We start from the raw sequence: 307 nt of genomic DNA on the forward strand, positions 1-307 counted from the left end.
CAAAGCTTACTTACAGCTCCCCGAAGCATATCGGTGTTAGTCCCGTCCTTCATCGGCTCCTAGTGCCAAGGCATCCACCGTGCGCCCTTTCTAACTTAACCTAAAAGGTTATTTTCTTCTTATTTAAATAAGAGAGAAACTAAAGTGGCAATTCTCGGTTTTACTTTGACTTCTTCTTACGATTATCTAGTTTTCAAGGAACGATTAAAAAAAGCTTTGAGAGAATTACTCCCTCAAAACTAAACAAACAAGTAACAGTCAACGTTTTATCAGTCCGTCAAGGACTGCATTATCCTTAGAAAGGAGG

The 307-nt window shown here is 39.4% G+C and carries 1 rRNA gene; it reads right to left on the reverse strand.

From position 1 onward, the window contains the following. Positions 1-101 (reverse strand): 23S ribosomal RNA (locus M3189_RS26665); the annotation flags it as partial. Positions 102-307: the final 206 nt, after the last annotated feature.

Source organism: Neobacillus niacini (assembly GCF_023715415.1).
Taxonomy (GTDB): domain Bacteria; phylum Bacillota; class Bacilli; order Bacillales; family Cytobacillaceae; genus Neobacillus; species Neobacillus niacini_C.